The sequence below is a fragment of the Campylobacter hyointestinalis subsp. lawsonii genome, from assembly GCF_013372165.1.
In the GTDB taxonomy this organism is placed as follows: Bacteria; Campylobacterota; Campylobacteria; order Campylobacterales; family Campylobacteraceae; genus Campylobacter; species Campylobacter lawsonii.
Window position 1 is genome coordinate 921,907 of the sequence record NZ_CP053828.1, and the last position, 17,188, is coordinate 939,094.

Sequence of the window (17,188 nt, forward strand, 5' to 3'; positions counted from 1 at the left end):
TTTCTTATTTTTTTCTTTTTAACCAAAGATAAATACCAGTAATGCTTAGCATAAATGGCGTCAAACCCACTAAAAACCAGATAAATTTAGTCACCTCATTGTAATAACCAAAATGCGCTTTTCTAAATGTAGATAAAAATCGATCGCTTATTTTTGCATTTTCTATATTTTTTATTTCTATCAATTTTCCGCTTTGTTTATCGTAACTTACCTGATTTGAGTATTGATGATGAAGGAAATTTTGATTCTTATTCATTCCGTAAAACGTGATGTTTCTATCGATGTAAAACGGATAACTTATATAATAAGGTATAAATCCGTCAAAATCAATTTTGGACTTTTCAAAAAGCTCATCAATCGATAAATTTTTGTTATAAATTTTTTCATTTATTCTAAAATTTTCATCTATTTGACCAGCTTGTTTAAATAAAAAATTTAATGCCCACCAAGATCCAGTAAGACCGATTATAAATAAAAGCGCAGACGCCCAAACTCCTATAAATTTATGTATATCCGTCATAGCGACTGCTATATTTTTAAATCTTAACTTAAATAAATTTATCCAAAACCGGTTATAAATAACAAATCCGCTAACTCCTATAAAAAACATTATTAAACCCAAAATTCCAACCATTATCCTGCCATTTTGCTCCAAAAGTAAATTGTCGTGAATCTCAAGTATAATATCGCTAAGATAACTATCGTGCGGCTTTAGTTTATCCATAATTTTGCCTGTGTATTGATCAATATATATTGACTTCCATTGTGTATCATTGTGTTCAATGAGATAAACTCTATCTGATTTTGTATTATCTGTATTTATAAGCCAACCTACTATTTCATGGTTGATATAAGTATTATTGATATTTCTAGTCATATCATCAAATTTAACTCTTTGTCCGCCAGGTGTTACGCTCACTACGTTTGGCATTATGAGATTATCAAACTCTGTTTTATATACCAACAAAGATCCGCTAAATCCTATAACGATAAGCGGAATAAAAAATATAATTGCCAGGTATTTATGAATTCTATAAAATATTTTTCTCAAATTTATCCTTAAATATAATGTAATTTAATTTTATATATTAGAAAATATTAAAATTAAGATAACAATGGTGGAATTATATATAACTAAAACTTGTATATTACTTAATAATAATGATTATTAAAATAATCCGTTATAAAATTTATAAAATTAACTGTTTTTATGAGCTATTTCAAGAATTTTAATAATATATTTTATTATTTTTAAATGAAAATGTATCTAGATAAATACTAATTATAGATGCTAAAATTACTTTATAAAACACTAGTATTATAATATTTTATAATAGATCAATCGTATTATTTATAACAAATTTAACACGCCAATCGTGACTAATATCGCGGTACTTAAATTTAATAAATATTTAAAGCTCTCTAAGTTTTGCTATCTCGTCTCTTAAGGCTGCAGCTTTTTCAAATTCCAAATTTTTAGCCGCTTCAAGCATCTGTTTTCTTAGCTCTTTTATGATCTTTGCTCGCTCGCTTGCTGGTATTTTTTCTAGTTTTTTGGCTTTGTTATATAAATTTGATAGATCTTCTTCTTTTAGACTATCTTCTAAATTTCTACTAGCTGAGTGCGGAGTTATGCCGTGCTTTTTGTTGTATTCATTTTGATATTCACGCCTTGCATTAGTTATATCTATGGCTTCTTTCATCGAATTTGTTATTTTATTTGCAAATAATATAACCGTTCCATTCACGTTTCTAGCCGCTCTTCCCATAGTTTGTATGAGACTCGTGCGACTTCTTAAAAAACCCTCTTTATCGGCGTCTAAAACTGCTACTAAAGATACTTCTGGTAGATCTAGTCCTTCACGAAGTAAATTTATGCCAATAAGCATATCAAACTCACCTTTTCTAAGACCTCTTATAAGCTCATTTCTCTCTACTGCGTCGATATCTGAGTGCATATATTTAACCTTGATACCAAGCTCAAGGTAATACCTAGTTAGCTCTTCACTCATCTTTTTAGTTAGAGTAGTTACTAGTACTCGCTCATTTCTTGCTATGACAACTTTAGCTCTATCAAACAAAACTTCTACTTGATTATCGCTACTTATGACTTCTATACGTGGATCAAGAAGTCCAGTAGGTCTAAGTATTTGCTCATAAATATGACCTTTTGCTAGATCCATCTCATACTCGTTTGGTGTAGCTGAAACAAACAAAAAATTTGCTTTTTTAGCGATAAACTCATCAAATTTCAAAGGTCTATTATCAAGTGCTGATGGAAGTCTAAAACCATACTCAACCAAAACTTCTTTTCTACTTCTATCACCTGCGTACATTCCGCGAAATTGTGGCAAACTCACGTGACTTTCATCTACTATAACAAGATAGTCCTTGCCACTTATTTCAAAGTAATCAAACAAAGAGTATGGCGTCTCTCCTGGCTTTTGTCCTGTTAGGTAACGTGCGTAGTTTTCTACGCCTTTGGTGCTTCCGGTGCTTGAGAGCATCTCAAGGTCAAACTCCACTCTTTGCTTAAGCCTTTGATACTCGACTAATCTATTTTCTTTTTCATAAAATGCAAGTCTATCTTCAAGCTCAAGTTCGATATCTTTTATCGCTTGTTTTAGTCTATTTTCTCCGACTACAAACTGGCTTGTCGCATATAGTATAAATTTACTAACGTCTTTTGTGCGTCTATTTTCTAGAGCGTCAAAGTGATACATCGCATCAAGCTCGTCTCCAAAAAACTCAAGCCTTATAGCCTCGTCATTAAAATAAGCCGGATAGATATCTACCACGTCGCCATTTACTCGAAAATCCCCGCGATCAAAGTATGAATTATTTCTTTTATATCCCATATCTACTAGTTTTAAAAGTAGTTCTTTTTGATTTAAGCTCATACCTATGTTTAGCATTAAAACCATACCTTTATACTCAGCAGGATTTCCTAAACCATAGTTTGCAGATACAGAAGCCACTACTATCACATCATCAAATTCAAGCAAATTTGCAGTCGCACTAAGTCTTAAACGCTCAAGTTCATCATTTATAGAGCTATCTTTTTCTATAAAAAGATCTTGACGCGGTATATAGGCTTCAGGCTGGTAATAATCATAGTAGCTTATAAAATACTCAACATGATTTTTAGGAAAAAAGCCTTTAAATTCGCTATAAAGTTGTGCTGCTAAGCTTTTGTTATGTGTCATAATGAGAGTTGGCATATTTAGGCGTTTTATCACGTTTGCCATCGTAAAAGTCTTGCCACTTCCGGTTACTCCTAAGAGAACGTTAAATTTATTTCCGGATCTTATGCTACCAACTATGTTTGTTATGGCTTTTTCTTGATCATCGCTTGGCTTAAATTTACTAGATATTTCAAATTTATCCATATATTCTCTTTTTTATTTTTGCGAAATTATAGCTAAGTTATGCTGATAAATTTAAAACTTAGCTAAATAAAAGTATCTATTTTTAGATAATTCTGAACAAAAGTATGGTAAAATTAGATCATATTTTTAAAAAATAAAGGAATGATTATGTTTGAAAATGAAAAAGTTTTAAATACACTAGCTTCAAAAGTAACAGAGTTGATGCTAAAGTACGAAGAAGCTTGTGAAACAGCTGAAGCCTTAAGAAACGAGCTAGTTAGTGTAAAAGCTCAAAACGAAGCTAAAACAAACCAGATAATGCGTCTTGAAGAAGAGCTAAAAACACAAAATTTAGCTAGCGATGATCTTCTTAAGCAAGTAGAAGCAGTTCTTGGCAGATGAAACAAATCGTCCTAACAATCGCCTCTAAAGACTATACTATAAGTCTAGAAGATGATTTTGCAGATGCCTTTTCTAAAGATATAGAGAAGCTTTTGCAAAACAAATATCAATTTGGCGTAAAAGATCTACTAACGGCATTTGTCCATAAATGCCACGAAAGCTACACTCAAGGCTCTCAAATGGATCAAATTTTAGGTAGTTTAGACAAAACATTAAAATAAGGTCAGATCGTGAAAAAAGCATTTACTATGATAGAGTTGGTCTTTGTGATAATCATACTAGGGGTTTTGGCTAGTCTTGCAGCCCCAAAGCTCATGACTGGCAAAGATGATGCGATAATTGCTAAAATCATAGAGCAGATATCAGCTATAAGAACTGGCATAAAAAACTACAATGATAGCAATAAACTAAACGAAAAAGACTCATATCCAAGTAGTTTAGAAGATGGCAATACTCAGCTTTTTTCGAAAGTTTTATCCGGTGCTGCTCTTAAAGAGTGGAGCAAAATCTCAAACGATACTTACACTATAAATTTAAGTGGCAAAACTGCTACTTTTAAATATAATAGCTTAAATGGTAAATTTACATGTGAAAGCGGTTGCAAAGAGCTATTTGGCGGTAAATTTGAATAAGGAAAAATAACTTTGAAAAAAGCATTTACACTTATTGAGCTTGTTTTTGTTATCGTAATACTTGGTGTGATCGCAAGTATGGTAGCGCCTAAGTTTGTTACTGATAAAAATGAAGCTTATGCCCAGATTGTAAAAAACCAAATAGCACAAGCAAGGGCTGGTTTGACTGCATACGCAAATAAGCAAATTTTAGCTGGTAAAAGCGATATCTACCCAGAATCTCTAGAAAAAAATGGCGATACAAATGGAAAAAATAGAAGCATATTGTTTAACGAAATACTTCCAAATAGCACATTAAAATCAAATTTACAAGGCTGGAGCGATAGTCAAAATGGTTGGTCTACAAATACTAAATTTAAAACTAGATATCTTATATTTATAGGCAGAAATATCATAACTATGGATTATTGCTCTTCTAAATCAGGTGAAGCAAAATGTAAGTCATACCAAGGTCAGCTTATTTGCACATCTGATGAAAATAAATGTAAAATCATAGGCGAAAAATCTTACTAAAAAGGAAAAATATGAAAAAAGCTTTTACGCTTATAGAGTTAGTTTTTGTTATAGTGATACTAGGAGTTTTAGCTAGTCTTGCGGTACCAAAAATAGTTGGAAGTAGCAGTGATGCAGAGATAGTAAAAGCTAAAACACAAATCGCGACTATCAGAACTAAAATTCAGCTTTATGCAAATGAAAAAAAACTTAGCGGAAGCCAAGAGTATCCAAATTTAGAAGAAGAAGGCAAAGAAGGTCTGTTTTCAGCTATATTAGATAACCCTATAAAAGCAAAAACAGATCAAAAATATGGCTGGAGCAAAAATGGTGATAAATACACTTTTTCTACGCCAAACAAAAGTGTTACTTTTACTTATGACAAAGAGAATGGAAAATTTGAATGCAATATTGATGATGATTTGTGTAGGCTTTTAGACAAATAACTTAAATGAATTATTATGAAATCGCCATAAGCGGTTTGGATTTAAAGCCGCTGACATATCAAAGTGATGAGTTTATCGCTCCTTTTACCCAAGTCAAAGTCCGAGTTAAAAATCGTATCCAAAGCGGTTTTGTTTTGCAAAACGTTTGCAAACCTGAGTTTAAAACTCTAGATGTAATTCAAATTTTAAAAACAAAACTCACAGATACGCAAATAAGCTTAGCAAAGTTCATATCGCATTACTATCTCTGCGAGATAGGCGTGAGCTTAGCTCTGTTTGAGCCTATTAGCGAGTATAAAAACAAATATATATCTTTTATAAAAGCTCCAAATTTAAGTAATACTCAAAAAGATGCTTTGAATTTCATCAATGCAAACGATATATCATTGCTTTTTGGAGACACTGGAAGCGGAAAAAGTGAAGTCTATATAACAAGCATTAAAGATGTTTTAAATAGCGGAAAACAAGCTTTACTTTTGATGCCTGAGATCTCGCTCACACCTCAAATGCAAAAACGTTTAGAGGATTACTTTGGAGAATCGGTTGGAGTTTGGCACTCTAAAATTTCGCCTAAAAACAAGCAAATTTTACTTGAGAGATTTTTTAATGGCGAGATAAAACTCATCGCAGGAGCAAGGTCGGCTCTATTTTTGCCATTTTGGAATTTAGGTCTTATCATCGTAGATGAAGAGCATGACGATAGCTATAAAAACGGCTCAAAACCATACTATAATGCTAGAGATCTCAGTGTTTATCTAGGAAAAAAACACGGCATAAAAGTCATTTTAGGAAGCGCTACTCCAAGTATCACGAGCGTATATAAATTTCCATATTTTCGTCTCAAAGGCACATTTTTCTCATCGAAAAAGGAGTTTATTTACGACGTTAATCAAATTTGTATTTCTAATACCATCATAAATGAGTTAAAGCGTACTTTGGAGCTAAAAAAACAAGCAGTCGTGTTTTTGCCTACTCGTGCAAACTTTAAATTTATAGTATGCAAAGAGTGTTTTTCTACTATAAAATGCCCATATTGCAGTGTTTCTATGAGTATGCATAAAAAAGCAAATGCTTTGAAATGTCACTACTGCGGCTTTGTATTGCCTCTGCCAAAAACTTGCCCAAACTGCGGGAATGAAATGCTCGAAGCAAAAAAAATGGGCACTAGCGAGCTAGCAAGTGAGCTAGAAAAGATATTTCCTAGCGCTACTATCGCCAAATTTGATAAAGACGAGATAACTACGCATTCAAAATTAATAAATTTGCTTAAAAAATTTAACGATGGAAAAATAGATATATTAGTCGGTACGCAAATGCTAAGCAAAGGACACGACTATCACAACGTAGAATTAGCCGTTATAATGGGACTTGATGAGCATTTAGAATACTGCGATTTTAGGGCTAGAGAAAAAACTCTGGCTCTAGCTATGCAAGTATCAGGAAGAGCTGGAAGAGCTGGAAATGCTAGGGTAGTTTTGCAAAGTTTGCAAAGTGAATTTTTTAGTGAGTATATAGAGAATTACGACAAATTTATACAAGATGAGTTAGGGTACAGAAATCCACTCTATCCGCCATTTAGTCGTTTGCTTAGGATAATAATACAAGACAAAAATGAAGAAAATGCAGTATGTCTTGAAAAAAATATACTAAATTCAATAAAAAACATAGAAAATTTGGAAATAATAGGACACGGAAAAGCTCTCATCGAGCAGATATCATCTAAATACAGACGTGAGATAATGCTACGCTCTTACTCACACATACCGCTCCTAAAAGCCGGTGAGATAGCTAGGCAGTACTTTGCAAATGTGGATATAGATCCGGTAAATTTCAACTAAATTTACTGATTTATTACCACATTTGGTAGTTTTAGACTTTTTGCAGTTTTACTAAAAACTATAAGATCCTCAACACTTTGAACACTCCAAGGCACCCTTTTTATACACTCTTTAAAGATCTCAGACGCAGCTATAGCGTCATTTAAAGCCCTATGATGAGCATTGTTTATGCCTAAAAGTTCTTTTAGAGTACCAAGTCCGTATTTTTGCGAAGGTATGGTTCTGCGAGCTAGATCTATAGTGCAAATTCGTCTATTTAAAAGCATACCAAAGCCCTGTTTTTCTAGGCTAACGCTTATAAAATCATAGTCAAATTTAACATTATGTGCTACAAATACACTATCTCCTAAAAATAGCTTGAACTTTTCAAGTACGCTAGCAAGACTGGGTGCATCTATAAGATCTGTAGGATAAATCCCCGTAAGCTCACTGATATTTTCTGGAATATCAGGAGCATAAATAAAGCTCTCAAAACGGCCTATTTCTTTACCATCAAGTAATTTTAGCGCCCCTATTTCGATGATCTGACCTGTTTTGATACCACCATTTGTTTCTATATCAACTACACAAAAAATTTGATCCTTAAAGTCTGTATATCTAGTTTTTAGGGTGACTTTTTTGGTTTCAGTTTTTATAAGGTCTAATCCCAAAATACGCCAATCATCAAAGTTTTTTATATCGATGAGCTCTTTGATACTATCTATATCGTTGGCTTTTTGTAAGAAATCATAATGATTTAAGCTACTTTTGCCGAGTAAATTTATAAAATTTTCTAGCTTTTGTTCCAAATTTATAACTTTTTATAATTTTAACGCTTTGATAGCTTCTGCGTAATTGCTTGAGCTAAATACGAAATTTCCAGCTACTACTATATCTACGCCCGCTTCATCAAGTTCGCTAACGTTTAGTCCATTTACGCCTCCATCGACTTCTATAAGACAAGCTGCGTTTTTGGATTCTATGAGTTCTCTTAGTTGTTTTGCTTTATCTAAGACTGATGGGATAAACTTTTGTCCGCCAAAGCCGGGATTTACACTCATCAAAAGCACCATATCTACATCGTTTATTATGTATTCTAAGCTAGAAACAGGGGTGTGTGGATTTAACACTATGGCAGGATTTACGCCATTTTTTCTTATGTGATCACAGAGTCTTAAAGGATGTTTTTCTTCTTCTATATGAAAGCTTATAAATTTAGGTTTAAGTGGCAAAAATAGATCTACGAAAAATGGCACATTTTCTACCATTAAATGAATATCCAAAGGCTTTATAGATGATTTTGCGACTGCATTTACTACAAGCGGCCCTATGGTTAAATTTGGCACAAAATGCCCATCCATAACATCTACATGAACTAAGTCTGCTCCTGCCTCGCAGATAGCCTTTACTTCGTCATCTAGCCTTCCAAAATCTGCCGATAATATACTTGGTGCTACATACATTTTTTACCTTTCAAGCCGTAATTTTACAATTTAATTGCATAAATTCACCTAAAACAATATACCTCTTGAAAGCTTCTTTACAATTTTATGTTATACTAAAAATAAAAAAGGATAAATTTGAAGAGTATATTTTTAGTTTTGACCCTATTAATAGCTAGTTTTTGGTATTGGGGTGTGCATTTTGGAGTGACTATTTTAGCCATATCTTTTCTTATATTTTTCCACGAACTCGGTCATTTTTTAGTTGCTAGATTTTTTGGCGTTAAAGTCAATACTTTTAGCATCGGATTTGGTGAGAAAATCTACACAAAAAGAGTTGGAAATACAGACTACTGCTTAAGTGCTATTCCGCTTGGTGGCTACGTACAGCTTAAAGGACAGGACGATTTAGACCCAAAGCTAAAAAATTATGATAGCGATAGCTACAATGTTTTAAGCCCTATAAAACGTATAGCCATACTTTTTGCAGGTCCGTTTTTTAATCTTTTGTTAGCATTTTTCTTATATATCGCATTAGGATTTATCGGCGTAGATAAGTTGGCTCCTGTCGTAGGAGCTATCCAGCAAGACTCTGCTGCTAAGAGTGCAGGAATTTTAAAAGACGACAAAATAATAAGCATAAATGGCGTATCGATAAAGCAGTGGGATGACATCAAAAAGCAAGTTAAACTTGAACCGATAAATATCATCATCGATAGAAATGGCAAGCGTTTATCTATAAATTTAACGCCTAAAATCGGCGAAAGTATTAGTATGTTTGGAGAAAAAATTCAAACTCCACTCATAGGCATCAGCCCAAGCGGTGAGATAACAAAAGTGTATAACTCTGGTTTAAGCAGTATTTCTTACGCATTTAACGAAACCTTAGAAAGCTCAAAGCTCATTTATAAAGGGCTTGAAAAGCTGATAACTGGTGTAGTTCCTATCAAAGAGATGGGTGGCATAGTCGCTATGGCTGATATCACGACAAAAGCTTCAACTATAAGCATTTCGGTGTTATTTTTGATAGTGGCGTTGATATCTGTAAATTTGGGCGTTTTAAATTTACTTCCACTTCCCGTACTTGATGGCGGACATATAGTTTTTAACCTTTATGAGATGGTGTTTAAAAGACCGGTAAATGAAAAGGTTTTTACAGCATTAAGCTACGGTTCTATGGCGTTTTTATTTGCGTTGATGGCATTTACTATATTAAATGACATATTAAGACTTGCAGGAGTTTATGAATGAGATTAGATGAAATTTTAAACAAAATAGGAAGTACAAAACTTATCGCCGTTTCAAAAAACGTTACTGAAAATGAAGTTTTGGAGCTATATAATCAAGGTCAAATGGACTTTGGGGAAAACAGAGTTCAAGAGCTAAAGCGTAAAAAAGATGTATTGCATAATCTAAATTTAAACTGGCATTTCATAGGTCGTTTACAAGCAAATAAAATCAATCATCTTCTAGCTTTGCACCCTACTTTGTGGCAAAGCTGCGAGAGTTTTTCTATGGCTCTAGCTGTGGATAAAAGGCTTGATTATACTTTGGATTGCTTGCTTCAGATAAACTCAGCTCACGAAGAGAGCAAACAAGGCGTAGATCCAAATGTAGCTATAGACGAATTTTTACGTATCAAACAGAGTTGCAAAAATCTAAATTTAGCAGGAGTGATGAGCATCGGTGCTCATAGTGATGAGATAAAAGAGATACAAAAAAGCTTTGAGAGCACATATAAAATTTATGAGAATTTGCAAAAATATGGAGCAAAGATCTGCTCTATGGGGATGAGCAGTGACTACGAACTAGCTATAAAATGTGGCTCAAATATGATTCGTCTTGGAACGATTTTGTATAAATAAAATTTATAAATAAAAGAGATATCAAGTGTGACATTTTATAAAAATGTATCCATTTTGTTTCTTTGGTTTGTTAAATTTCTCCTACAAAACTTACAAGGAGACAAAATGCAAAGACGAAGTGTGTTAAAACTAGGTAGCTTAGGGCTGATGAGTGGATTTTTTACTAATTCATTGATCGGTGCAAATACTAAAAACTTGATAGGGTTTGAGCAGATCGCCATTAGTACAGATGATGATTTTAAGGTAGCTAAAGGCTATAGTGCAAAGGTTCTTGTAAAATGGAGCGATCCGATCTTTAGCCATGCAAAAAAGTTTGATGAGAGTAAAAATATAGACGATGATTATGTAAAAAATGCGAATTTTGTATTTGGCGATGATGCCGATGGGCAAAAATACTTTGCAATAAATGGCTCAAAAGAAGGACTTTTAGTTACAAATAATGAATACGTCAATCCAGAACTTATGTTTAATCACAATGGTAAAAATATGAGTGCAAATGATATAAAATATCAACAAAATAGCCTTGGCGTAACCATACTAAACATCAAAAGAGACGGCTCAAATTTTTATAAATACAAGATAGATAGCAAATATAATCGCCGTATAAATGCAAATACGCCTATTTTGATAACAGGCGAAGCAAAAGGCGATGACGCTCTTAAAACTGCCACAGATCCAAAAGGAGAGCTTGTTTTTGGCACGTTAAATAATTGCGGATGCGGAAAAACTCCTTGGGGTACTTATCTGACTTGTGAAGAGAATTTCGACGATTTTTTTGGATCAAAAGATAGTAAATTTATGCCTAGCAAAAGCTTTGAAAGATATGGCATAAAAGCAAAAGGCGGTGTATATGGGTGGCACCTTTTTGATGATAGATTTGACATAAAAGCCACTCCAAATGAGGCAAATCGTTTTGGTTGGGTAGTGGAGATAGATCCATTTGATCCAAAAAGTATGCCAAAAAAACGTACTTCGTTAGGACGTTTTAAACATGAAAATTGCGAAGTAGTAGTGGATAAATTTGATAACGTAGTAGCTTATAGTGGCGATGATGAAAACAACGAATTCGTTTATAAATTTGTCGCAAAAAATAAATTTGATAGAACAAATTTAAAAGCAAATTTAGATATTCTTGAGTTTGGTACGCTTTATGTGGCTAAATTTGAAGGCGAGTTTGGAGAGTTTAAAGGTAAATTAAAATGGATAGAGCTAACATTTGGCAAAAATGGACTTACTAAAGAAAACGGCTTCATCTCACAAGCAGATATCTTAATAAGAGCTAGAGAGGCGGCCAGTTTTGTAGGGGCTACTCCTATGGATAGGTGTGAGTGGATAAGCAAGGATCCAAATTCTGAGTTTTTATATTCCACTTTTACAAACAATAAAGTAAGACAAGAAGTAGATGCTGCAAATCCTAGAGCAAAAAACAAATATGGTCAAATTCTAAAATGGGCGCCAAAAAACGGCGATCATGCAAATGGCGACTTTGCGTGGGAAATATTTATTTTGGCTGGAAATCCAAAGATCAAAGATGGACTTTATAAAGGTAGTAATAACATAAATTTAAACAATATGTTTAACTCTCCTGATGGTCTTGCTTTTGATAAAGATGGTCGTTTGTGGATAGCTACTGATGGTAGTTATTCAAACACAGGAGATTACGAAGACATGGGAAATAACCAACTACTTTGCGCTGATCCTTATAGCGGAGAGGTCAAGAGATTTGCCACTGGCCCAAGGGCTTGTGAGCTTACTGGAATAGCATTTAGCGATGATTATAAGACTATGTTTATCAGCGTCCAGCACCCAGGCGAAGAGTTAAAAGGCTCACACTGGCCAGAGGGTGGCTCTCACACTCCAAAATCAGCAGTCGTAATGATAACTAAAGATGATGGCGGTATTATAGGAGCGTAAGTTTAGATAAGTAAAACGCAGTGGCTTTGACTACTTGCGTTTTGCAAATTTAGCCTAAACATTTATAAACTACATTTTATATAGATCATAGCAGTAAGAAACAGATAAATAGCTGATAAAAATTAGACTAAATTTGATATTTTAATTATATAAAGTTTAAAATCAATTGTTTTGATCGTAGAATTTAGCTTAGCAAATAGCTAAGCCTTAGCGAGTTTAAAACTCACCTTTTATAGAAGCGACCCATTTATCAGCTCTTGTTTTCCACTCTGGATCATTTTTGAAGTCTATCGCAGCACCAACAAATTTACCATTTATAAGTGCTAATGAGTGTGTAAATTTATATCCATCTATATCGCTAGCGCCCACAAGTTTGCTCCACGAATCAGTGGTAAAAACTCTACTAAACCATCTATAAATGTATTTGGATGTTTTACTTGACCACCTACTCCTACAAGTGCAACTGTTTTATTTATAAAACTTGCTTCAGCAACTAAATTTAATTTAGCTTTGAAATCTTTTTGAAGCTCACCGTGTCCGTGAGTAGAAGTTGCAAATATAAATTTATCAAATTTATCGAAAAAATCAATGCTTAAATCTTTTACATCGATAACTTCGCTATCAAATTTACTTGCTATATACTCTGCAACTTCTTTTGTATCACCACCATTTGAACCATAAATAACGCCTATTTTTGACATATTCCATCCTTAAAAATAAAATTTAGCGGAATTATATCTAAATGAGACAAAAATTGTGCTTAAATAATATTAAAATATTAAGGAAAAATATCATAGAAGCTCAAAGCCCATTATAGGACTTTGAGTAATTTTATAAGCATTTAGAAGCGTATGCAAGCCCAAGATCATAAGCTTTATTGTTGGCCTCTTTTACTTTATCAGGAACTGAACTAAGCATTTTGGCACGAACTATCTCTGCATCCATTACGCCTGTAAATTTGATAGCCACACCAAGAGCTACTACGCTTTGAGTGATGACATTTCCAACTTCATCTTTAGCTATAGAAATGATAGGAATCTCATATATTTTCCAGCGTTTTTTATCTTCTTCGCTAGGTTTTACTAAATTTGGCTCTACTACTATTATGCCACCTTCTTTTACACCATCTTTAAAGGCATCATAGCTATTTTGTGCAGTAGCTAACATAAACTCTATCTCGCCTTCATTTGCATAAGGATATTTTATCTCTTCATCGCTTAATATGATATCAACTTTTGTTGGACCGCCACGCACTTGTGAGGTATATGTTGAAGCCTTTACACCATATCCCCCTGCTTCTATTTTAGCGGCTGAGAGTATCTCTCCAGCCAAAATAACGCCTTGTCCGCCTACTCCGACAAATCTTAACTCTGCCAAACTCATTTGATCTCCTCAAAGTTGATTTTTGTTTTGTTTTGAGCGGCCTCAATAACTTTTTGATAGGCTTTGCAATACTCTATATGACTTTCATCTTTATGAAGTATGCCAGTTGGGAATTTGCCTTTTTTCTCTTCGTCACTAAGAGCGTCAAATTTAACTTTTGAAACCGTTCTTTGATCGATCCAGTCTATCATCTGTGTAGCTTCACCCATTTTATTTTTTCTACCTAAATTTATATGGCAGTTTGAAAAAATATCAAAAAAGCTATAACCTTCGTGTTTAAATCCCTCCACTAAAAGTTTTTCTAATTTAGAAGGATTTATTATGCTTTCTCGACCTACAAATGTAGCTCCAGCAGCAGTTGCAAGCTTAGCTGCATCGAAGTTTGGATCTATATTTCCCCATTGAGCCGTAACTGTCCAAAAGCCTTGTGGAGTCGTAGGGCTTGTTTGAGAGTTTGTAAGACCATAAATGAAGTTATTTATCAAAATATGATTTATGTCTATATTTCTTCTACACCCATGTATTGTGTGATTTCCGCCGATCGCTAAGCCATCACCATCACCGGTTATAACAATGACATGCTTGTCTGGATTTGCTAATTTAATACCTGTTGCATAAGCTATAGTACGACCGTGAGTTGTATGCACTGTATTACAATTTACATAGCTTGAAAATCTACCAGAACAACCTATACCACTTACTACACAGACATCATCCATATTCCAACCCATGGCATCAATAGCTCTTATAACGCTTTTTAAGATGACACCATCACCGCAACCCCAACACCAAAGTGTAGGCATTTTACTTGTTCTTAGATAATTATCATAATTAAAAGCCATCTTAAAACTCCTTAACTTTACTTATGATTTCGCTTGGACTAAGCGGACGACCATTTGCTTTAAGTAATGTTTTAAAATCATTTCTTAAAGTACATCTTTGTATTTCTCCTAAATATTGACCTAAATTTAGCTCTGTCACCAAAATCTTTTTAAATTTAGAACCTATCTCTTTTAGTTTGGCTTCTGGGCTTGGCCACAAAGTAATAGGTCTAAAAATACCTACTTTTATGCCTTCATTTCTTAGTTTATCAACCGCTTCTTTTGCCGCTAAGCTTACGCTACCGTAGCAGATTATACAAATTTCAGCGTCATCTAGTTTATACTCTTCATAGTTTGATACTTCATCTATATGACCTTTTATTTTATTAAATAGTCTTTTGATATTGTAATCTACTAGTTTTCCATCTTCAGTTGGGAAGCCTGTCTCACCATGATGAAGACCTGTTATGTGATAGCGATAACCTTTAAAAAACGGATTTAAAGTAGCTGGTTCGTCTTCTTTTGCTTCGTAAGGCTTATAATCTTTTGGATCTCCTTTAAACTCACGACGTGGTTCTATCTTCAGATCTGCAACATCTGGAATTACGGCTTTTCCTTGCATATGTCCGATAGTCTCGTCAAGAAGTAAGAAAACCGGAGTACTAAAACGATTTGCAAGGTTAAATGCTCTTACTGTTTCAGTATAAATTTCATCTAAACTACCTGGAGCTACTGCGATAGAACAATAATCACCGTGGCTAGGAGTTTTTGCTTGAAGAATATCTCCTTGAGCAACACGAGTAGGAAGACCTGTAGATGGACCACCACGCATAACATTTACTATAACCAAAGGAATCTCAGCTATAAATCCAAGACCTATCTGCTCTGATTTTAGCGAAATACCAGGGCCAGAACTAGCAGTCATAGCCTTAGCACCACTCATACTAGCACCAAGAGCAACAGAAACACCAGCTATCTCATCTTCCATTTGTATAAATTTACCACCGTTTTTAGGCAATAAAACGCTTAATTCGTGTGCTATCTCACTTGATGGTGTTATAGGGTAACCACCAAAAAAATTGCAACCACAATCCACAGCTGCACGTGATACAAGTGCATTTCCTGTTGTTATTATACTTCTCATTTGCTATCCTTATTTAAGTTTCCTAAAATGATTTGCTTTTACAGCAGCAGCTCTCTCTTTTGCTTCTGGGGTAATTTTCGCAAATTTAAAGCCTTTGTCGGCAACATAGATAGCAAAATCTGGACAATGAAGCTCACAATCCCTACATCCTATACAGGATTCAGGATGACTTACTTCTATCATCATACCTTGAATAGCATGAATATCTTCTTTCATGCTTAAAACCCCTGCTGGGCAGTAGCTAACACAGATATCGCAAGCTTTGCATCTGGTCTCATCTACCCAAACAGCCATACCTACTGGTTGTTCTTTCATATCATTCTCCTATTAATTCTTTGATCTTATTATCAAGGACTTTATAACTATCTAAAAATATCAAGTCTGAAATATCCCAAAATTCTTTAAGGAAATTTAGTCTAAAAACTATGGATATTTTATAGATCCCACCAAGCTTTGTGCTTATGTAAATTTAACTTAAAAAAGTTGATAAAAAAGCATTAGTTAAGAACTAGATTATCTATTTTATAAATTATTAATATTAAACCGGTTATATATTTATATAGCTTATAATTTTAATAATTTTTTCGATACTATCTTTAAAGTTTTCAATCTCTTTTTGTGTTAAATTTAACTCTAAAATCTCTTTGATACCATTATTGTCAAGTTTTACTAAGTGTCCAATAGCCACTTCATATTCACCAAATTTACTAAATACAGAGCAACTAAGAGGTTTTTCATCGCCGTTTTTTATGCTTTCGCACATCTTTAAAACACCTGCGCTAGGTGCGTAAAACGCCGAAGTTCCCATTAATTTTACTATATCTGCACCACCATTTTTAGTTCTTTGTTTTATCTCTTCTATCTCATCTATATCAAAGATATCTTTTATACTTTTATCTTCAAATTTCATAGACGATTCTAAGCATATCATATCATTATTGTGTGTTCCAATGCACTTTGCAAAGCATTTTGCGGACGACGTTCCTAGTTTTGAAGCTATCTCATACTTAAGCCTTGCACTATCTAGTTCTCCTGCCATACCTATGACTTTTAAAGGACTAAATTTACTAGCTTTTAAGGCTACATATACCATTATATCAAGTGGATTTGTTACTACTATTATAATAGAATTTGGCGCCCATTTAGCAATGTTAATTGCACTAGAAGCTACTATTTTGGCGTTTGTGGTTATTAGATCTTCTCTTTTTTGATCTTCTCTTCTAGCAAAACCTGCTGTTATGACAACTATATCATAATCTTTGATCAAAGAGTAGTCGTCACCGCCGACTACATCTATATCAAGATCTAAAGCAGCGACCATTTGAGCTAGATCGATAGCTTTAACAGTCGCAAGTTTTTTATTTATATCTATAAGTGCTACTTTTTTACACACTTGCCTAGAAATAAGCAAACTTGCTGTGCAAGCTCCAACATTTCCAGCACCTATAATTGCAATTTTCAA

20 protein-coding genes are annotated in these 17,188 nt (G+C 33.8%); 9 read left to right on the top strand and 11 right to left on the bottom strand.

Translation table 11 applies throughout. The annotated features are described in order from the left end of the window. Window positions 1–4: 4 nt before the first annotated feature. Together CHLWT_RS04725 and uvrB are read right to left on the bottom strand one after the other, a co-directional pair. Window positions 5–1,051, bottom strand: coding sequence for a PepSY-associated TM helix domain-containing protein (locus tag CHLWT_RS04725; RefSeq protein WP_112000108.1), 1,047 nt, complete (start codon window positions 1,049–1,051; stop codon window positions 5–7). Between the two features lie 361 nt (window positions 1,052–1,412). Then, window positions 1,413–3,389, bottom strand: coding sequence for an excinuclease ABC subunit UvrB (gene uvrB / locus CHLWT_RS04730; protein ID WP_112000109.1), 1,977 nt, complete (start codon window positions 3,387–3,389; stop codon window positions 1,413–1,415). A 147-nt stretch (window positions 3,390–3,536) separates the two neighbouring features. On the opposite strand from uvrB, the gene CHLWT_RS04735 reads away from it, so the two are divergent. The 6 genes from CHLWT_RS04735 to CHLWT_RS04760 are packed head-to-tail and all read left to right on the top strand — an operon-like array spanning window position 3,537 to window position 7,178. Beyond that, entirely contained in the window at window positions 3,537–3,770 is a 234-nt protein-coding gene (locus CHLWT_RS04735) for a hypothetical protein (protein ID WP_034961261.1), read from the top strand. Beyond that, window positions 3,767–3,991, top strand: coding sequence for a hypothetical protein (locus CHLWT_RS04740; RefSeq protein WP_111970973.1), 225 nt, complete (start codon window positions 3,767–3,769; stop codon window positions 3,989–3,991). The genes CHLWT_RS04735 and CHLWT_RS04740 overlap by 4 nt, the downstream gene beginning before the upstream one ends. A 9-nt stretch (window positions 3,992–4,000) precedes the next feature. Continuing rightward, entirely contained in the window at window positions 4,001–4,402 is a 402-nt protein-coding gene (locus CHLWT_RS09565) for a type II secretion system protein (protein WP_111985403.1), read from the top strand. A gap of 12 nt (window positions 4,403–4,414) precedes the next feature. Further along, entirely contained in the window at window positions 4,415–4,915 is a 501-nt protein-coding gene (locus tag CHLWT_RS04750; protein WP_170253209.1) for a type II secretion system protein, read from the top strand. 11 nt (window positions 4,916–4,926) lie between these two features. Beyond that, entirely contained in the window at window positions 4,927–5,340 is a 414-nt protein-coding gene (locus tag CHLWT_RS09570; RefSeq protein WP_111948279.1) for a type II secretion system protein, read from the top strand. 5 nt (window positions 5,341–5,345) lie between these two features. Then, complete coding sequence (locus CHLWT_RS04760) at window positions 5,346–7,178, top strand: primosomal protein N' (RefSeq protein WP_112000111.1); 1,833 nt, start codon at window positions 5,346–5,348, stop codon at window positions 7,176–7,178. 2 nt (window positions 7,179–7,180) lie between these two features. Here the strand turns inward: CHLWT_RS04760 and CHLWT_RS04765 are convergent, their stop codons facing one another. Then, a complete protein-coding gene (locus CHLWT_RS04765; protein WP_112000112.1) occupies window positions 7,181–7,966 on the bottom strand; it encodes a 3'-5' exonuclease in 786 nt (261 codons plus the stop codon). Window positions 7,967–7,978: 12 nt separating this feature from the next. Continuing rightward, on the bottom strand, window positions 7,979–8,620 hold the full coding sequence (gene rpe / locus CHLWT_RS04770; protein WP_111968961.1) for a ribulose-phosphate 3-epimerase: 642 nt from the start codon (window positions 8,618–8,620) through the stop codon (window positions 7,979–7,981). A gap of 117 nt (window positions 8,621–8,737) precedes the next feature. Here rpe and rseP point away from each other — a divergent pair, with 117 nt between their 5' ends. From rseP to CHLWT_RS04785, 3 genes are all read left to right on the top strand, one after another. Next, the gene (gene rseP / locus CHLWT_RS04775; RefSeq protein ID WP_112000113.1) at window positions 8,738–9,850 is read left to right on the top strand and encodes an RIP metalloprotease RseP; all 1,113 of its coding nucleotides are present in this window, start codon (window positions 8,738–8,740) and stop codon (window positions 9,848–9,850) included. Then, window positions 9,847–10,464: a YggS family pyridoxal phosphate-dependent enzyme gene (locus CHLWT_RS04780; RefSeq protein ID WP_112000114.1), complete on the top strand. Its 618-nt coding sequence runs from the start codon at window positions 9,847–9,849 to the stop codon at window positions 10,462–10,464. Before rseP ends, CHLWT_RS04780 begins: the two co-directional genes overlap by 4 nt. Before the next feature lie 105 nt (window positions 10,465–10,569). Beyond that, on the top strand, window positions 10,570–12,378 hold the full coding sequence (locus tag CHLWT_RS04785; RefSeq protein WP_112000115.1) for a PhoX family protein: 1,809 nt from the start codon (window positions 10,570–10,572) through the stop codon (window positions 12,376–12,378). 216 nt (window positions 12,379–12,594) lie between these two features. On the opposite strand, the gene CHLWT_RS09450 is transcribed toward CHLWT_RS04785, so the two are convergent. The 7 genes from CHLWT_RS09450 to CHLWT_RS04815 all read right to left on the bottom strand — a co-directional run bounded on the left by CHLWT_RS09450 (window position 12,595) and on the right by CHLWT_RS04815 (window position 17,188). Next, on the bottom strand, window positions 12,595–12,747 hold the full coding sequence (locus CHLWT_RS09450; RefSeq protein WP_244948763.1) for an NADPH-dependent FMN reductase family protein: 153 nt from the start codon (window positions 12,745–12,747) through the stop codon (window positions 12,595–12,597). Continuing rightward, complete coding sequence (locus CHLWT_RS04790) at window positions 12,729–13,079, bottom strand: flavodoxin domain-containing protein (protein ID WP_244948764.1); 351 nt, start codon at window positions 13,077–13,079, stop codon at window positions 12,729–12,731. The genes CHLWT_RS09450 and CHLWT_RS04790 overlap by 19 nt, the downstream gene beginning before the upstream one ends. A gap of 130 nt (window positions 13,080–13,209) precedes the next feature. Next, on the bottom strand, window positions 13,210–13,761 hold the full coding sequence (locus tag CHLWT_RS04795) for a 2-oxoglutarate:acceptor oxidoreductase subunit OorC (RefSeq protein ID WP_111974799.1): 552 nt from the start codon (window positions 13,759–13,761) through the stop codon (window positions 13,210–13,212). Further along, on the bottom strand, window positions 13,758–14,603 hold the full coding sequence (locus tag CHLWT_RS04800; protein WP_059433255.1) for a 2-oxoglutarate ferredoxin oxidoreductase subunit beta: 846 nt from the start codon (window positions 14,601–14,603) through the stop codon (window positions 13,758–13,760). The genes CHLWT_RS04795 and CHLWT_RS04800 overlap by 4 nt, the downstream gene beginning before the upstream one ends. 1 nt (window position 14,604) lies before the next feature. Further along, window positions 14,605–15,726 carry a 2-oxoglutarate synthase subunit alpha gene (locus CHLWT_RS04805; protein WP_063998195.1) on the bottom strand — a complete coding sequence of 374 codons (1,122 nt, stop codon included), beginning with the start codon at window positions 15,724–15,726 and terminating at the stop codon, window positions 14,605–14,607. Window positions 15,727–15,735: 9 nt separating this feature from the next. Next, on the bottom strand, window positions 15,736–16,041 hold the full coding sequence (locus tag CHLWT_RS04810; protein ID WP_059433253.1) for a 4Fe-4S binding protein: 306 nt from the start codon (window positions 16,039–16,041) through the stop codon (window positions 15,736–15,738). A gap of 232 nt (window positions 16,042–16,273) precedes the next feature. Then, the gene (locus tag CHLWT_RS04815; RefSeq protein ID WP_112000116.1) at window positions 16,274–17,188 is read right to left on the bottom strand and encodes a malate dehydrogenase; all 915 of its coding nucleotides are present in this window, start codon (window positions 17,186–17,188) and stop codon (window positions 16,274–16,276) included.

What these genes read in the sequence shown, in the direction of transcription:
- uvrB (WP_112000109.1), bottom strand. Translation starts at nt 3,389, where the DNA reads ATGGATAAATTTGAAATATCTAGTAAATTTAAGCCAAGCGATGATCAA.
- CHLWT_RS04735 (WP_034961261.1), top strand. Translation starts at nt 3,537, where the DNA reads ATGTTTGAAAATGAAAAAGTTTTAAATACACTAGCTTCAAAAGTAACA.
- CHLWT_RS04740 (WP_111970973.1), top strand. Translation starts at nt 3,767, where the DNA reads ATGAAACAAATCGTCCTAACAATCGCCTCTAAAGACTATACTATAAGT.
- CHLWT_RS09570 (WP_111948279.1), top strand. Translation starts at nt 4,927, where the DNA reads ATGAAAAAAGCTTTTACGCTTATAGAGTTAGTTTTTGTTATAGTGATA.
- CHLWT_RS04760 (WP_112000111.1), top strand. Translation starts at nt 5,346, where the DNA reads ATGAATTATTATGAAATCGCCATAAGCGGTTTGGATTTAAAGCCGCTG.
- rpe (WP_111968961.1), bottom strand. Translation starts at nt 8,620, where the DNA reads ATGTATGTAGCACCAAGTATATTATCGGCAGATTTTGGAAGGCTAGAT.
- CHLWT_RS04780 (WP_112000114.1), top strand. Translation starts at nt 9,847, where the DNA reads ATGAGATTAGATGAAATTTTAAACAAAATAGGAAGTACAAAACTTATC.
- CHLWT_RS04785 (WP_112000115.1), top strand. Translation starts at nt 10,570, where the DNA reads ATGCAAAGACGAAGTGTGTTAAAACTAGGTAGCTTAGGGCTGATGAGT.
- CHLWT_RS04790 (WP_244948764.1), bottom strand. Translation starts at nt 13,079, where the DNA reads ATGTCAAAAATAGGCGTTATTTATGGTTCAAATGGTGGTGATACAAAA.
- CHLWT_RS04795 (WP_111974799.1), bottom strand. Translation starts at nt 13,761, where the DNA reads ATGAGTTTGGCAGAGTTAAGATTTGTCGGAGTAGGCGGACAAGGCGTT.
- CHLWT_RS04800 (WP_059433255.1), bottom strand. Translation starts at nt 14,603, where the DNA reads ATGGCTTTTAATTATGATAATTATCTAAGAACAAGTAAAATGCCTACA.
- CHLWT_RS04805 (WP_063998195.1), bottom strand. Translation starts at nt 15,726, where the DNA reads ATGAGAAGTATAATAACAACAGGAAATGCACTTGTATCACGTGCAGCT.
- CHLWT_RS04810 (WP_059433253.1), bottom strand. Translation starts at nt 16,041, where the DNA reads ATGAAAGAACAACCAGTAGGTATGGCTGTTTGGGTAGATGAGACCAGA.